The organism is Frankia sp. CeRuru1 (genome assembly GCF_977966315.1).
On record NZ_CDWWEW010000510.1, the window covers coordinates 1 to 2,845 of the forward strand.

At 70.9% G+C, this 2,845-nt stretch carries 4 protein-coding genes; 2 read left to right on the top strand and 2 right to left on the bottom strand.

From position 1 onward, the window contains the following. Window positions 1-51: 51 nt before the first annotated feature. Window positions 52-225: a CsbD family protein gene (locus AC08OP_RS23575; protein WP_462186501.1), complete on the bottom strand. Its 174-nt coding sequence runs from the start codon at window positions 223-225 to the stop codon at window positions 52-54. A 222-nt stretch (window positions 226-447) separates the two neighbouring features. Between AC08OP_RS23575 and moeZ the strand changes: the two genes are divergently transcribed. Next, on the top strand, window positions 448-1,620 hold the full coding sequence (gene moeZ, locus AC08OP_RS23580) for an adenylyltransferase/sulfurtransferase MoeZ (RefSeq protein ID WP_476616173.1): 1,173 nt from the start codon (window positions 448-450) through the stop codon (window positions 1,618-1,620). Continuing rightward, window positions 1,581-2,042, top strand: coding sequence for an MGMT family protein (locus AC08OP_RS23585; protein WP_476616174.1), 462 nt, complete (start codon window positions 1,581-1,583; stop codon window positions 2,040-2,042). Before moeZ ends, AC08OP_RS23585 begins: the two co-directional genes overlap by 40 nt. Window positions 2,043-2,058: 16 nt before the next feature. Here the strand turns inward: AC08OP_RS23585 and AC08OP_RS23590 are convergent. Then, a partial coding sequence (locus AC08OP_RS23590) for an SDR family NAD(P)-dependent oxidoreductase (RefSeq protein ID WP_476616175.1) occupies window positions 2,059-2,845 on the bottom strand: 787 nt, incomplete at its 5' end.

Consider the following 2,845-nt stretch of genomic DNA (forward strand, 5'->3'; position numbering starts at 1 on the left):
CCGTTAGATGCCGTGGGGCTGGTTGCCGTGGGGCCGGTGGGTACCGGGCGGTCAGCGGCGGAAGGCGTCCTTCGCCTTCTCCCCGGCGTTCTTGAGGTCGGCGACGCCGCGTTCTCCCCGGCCCTCCGCCTGCAGGTCCCGGTTCTCGGTGGCCTTGCCGGCCTGTTCCTTGGTCCGCCCGCGGAGCTCCTGCACCTTGTTCCTGACCTTGTCAGTGAAGGACACTGCACTCAACTCCTCACTGTATGTGCGGCGGTTCGGAAGAGGTCTACCCGTGGCGGCCGCGGGAACACTCCGGGGATGCCGTGCGCTGCACTGAAGGGCTGACCGTCGCGATGCCCGACATGCACCCGTGATGAGGGACCTCCCGGCGGATGGCCTAAATCCGGCGAGGCCGCGTCGCGCTGTGGCATCGTCGAAGGACGACACCGAACGCGAGGAGCAAGCGTGTCCCCTCCGCCCCTGGTCAACCCCGCCGAGGGGCTGACCGTCGATGAGATCCGCCGGTACTCTCGACATCTGATCATTCCGGATGTCGCCGTGGACGGCCAGAAGCGGCTGAAGAACGCCAGGGTGCTGGCGGTCGGTGCCGGTGGCCTCGGCTCGCCGACGCTGATGTACCTGGCCGCCGCCGGCGTCGGGACGCTGGGCATCGTCGAGTTCGACACCGTCGACGAGTCGAACCTGCAGCGTCAGATCATCCACGGCCAGTCCGACGTCGGCCGCTCGAAGGCGGAGTCGGCCCGCGACTCGGTTCGCAACATCAACCCGTACGTGAACGTCGTCCTGCACGAGACCCGGCTGGACGCCTCCAACGTCATGGAGATCTTCAGCGGGTACGACCTCATCGTCGACGGCACGGACAACTTTGCCACCCGCTACCTGGTCAACGACGCCGCGGTGCTGCTCGGCAAGCCCTACGTCTGGGGTTCGATCTACCGCTTCGACGGCCAGGCCAGCGTCTTCTGGGCCAAGCACGGACCGTGCTACCGCTGCCTCTACCCGGAGCCGCCGCCTCCCGGCATGGTCCCCTCCTGCGCCGAGGGCGGGGTGCTGGGTGTGCTGTGCGCCTCCATCGCCTCCATCCAGACCACCGAGGCCATCAAGGTGCTGACCGGGATCGGCGATCCGCTGGTCGGTCGGCTGATGGTGTATGACGCCCTGGAGATGACCTATCGGTCGATCAAGGTTCGCAAGGACCCGGAGTGCCCGTTGTGCGGGAAGAATCCGTCGATCACCGAGCTGATCGACTACGAGGCGTTCTGTGGGGCGGTCTCGGAGGAGGCGCAGTTGGCCGCCGCCGGCTCGACGATCACCGCGGGCGAGCTCAAGAGCTGGCTGGACGCCGACGAGCCGATCGAGCTCGTCGACGTCCGTGAGCCGGCCGAGTGGGAGATCGTCCGGATCCCCGGCGCGCGCCTGATCCCCAAGGGGGACCTGCCCGCGCACCTCTCCGAACTGCCGCAGGACCGTCGGGTGGTCGTCTACTGCAAATCCGGGGTGCGCTCGGCCGACGCGCTCGCCACGCTGAAGGGCGCCGGCTTCTCCTCGGCCGTGCACGTCCAGGGTGGCGTGACCGCGTGGGCGACCCAGGTCGACAAGTCGCTGCCGGTCTACTGAGCGCCGGACGAGCCACGGAGCCTGGACGAGCCACGGGGAGCCTGGATGAGCGGGCCCGGCGTGACGCGCCGCCGGCGAGCCTCTCCGCCGGGCTCGGTACCCGGATCTCGCTCGGCGGCGCGCCGGGTCCGCACGCCCTCGAGGTGCTGGACGCGGTGGCGCGCATCCCGCCGGGCAAGGTGATGACCTACGGCGACGTGGCCGAGTACGTCGGCGCCGGGTCGGGGCGCACGGTCGGAGCCGTGCTGTCCCGATTCGGCGACGAGGTGCCCTGGCACCGGGTGATCCGGGCGACCGGGGAACCGAACCCGGCCGCACCGGTCGAGGCCCTGCGCCGGCTCGTCGCCGACCGGACGCCGCTGCGCCCCGGAGGCGACCGGGTCGATCTCGCCGCGGCCCGGTGGGACGGTTCTCCGGCCTGACCGCCCGCGGGCCCGGTCAGCGGGCGGCCATGCCGCCGTCGGCCAGATAGACGCTGCCCGTGACCAGGGAGGCCCGGTCGGACAGCAGGAAGACGACGACCTCGGCCACCTCGTCGACCGTGCCCAGTCGGTTGATCGGCGAGAACAGCGCGGCTCCGCGCCGCGGCCGGCCGTTGGCGTGCAGCAGCGGGGTGTCCACGAAGCCCGGCGCCACCGCGTTCACCCGGATGCCGCGGGTGGCGTAGTCCAGGGCGGCCGTCTTGGTCAGCCCGATGACCCCGTGCTTCGCGGCGACGTAGGGCGCCGACCCGGCGAACCCGACCACCCCGAGCACCGAGGCCATGTTGACGATCGAGCCTCCGCCGTTGCGCAGCATCGCCGTGATCTCGGCCCGCATGCTGTAGAAGACGCCGGAGAGGTTGACGTCCAGCACCCGCTGCCAGTCCTGCGCCGGGGTGGTCTCCACCGGCTCGCGCCCCGCGCTCACTCCCGCGTTGTTCACTGCCAGGTCCAGCCGTCCGAAGGTGCCGACGGTGACCTGGATGGCGCGTTCGAGCGAGTCGGGGTCGGTGACGTCCGTCTCCAGGGCGAGCGCCTCCCCGCCACCGTCCTCGATCGTCGCCACCACCTCCTTGACAGCGCGCGCGTCGAGGTCGGTGGCGACGACCCGGGCGCCCGCTCTCGCCAGTCGGCGGGCGCAGGCGGCGCCGATGCCGGATCCCGCCCCGGTCAGGAGCGCGACCTTGTCGCTGCACTCGGTCATGACTGAGGACACTGCCACGTCCTGACGCGCACGCGTGAGA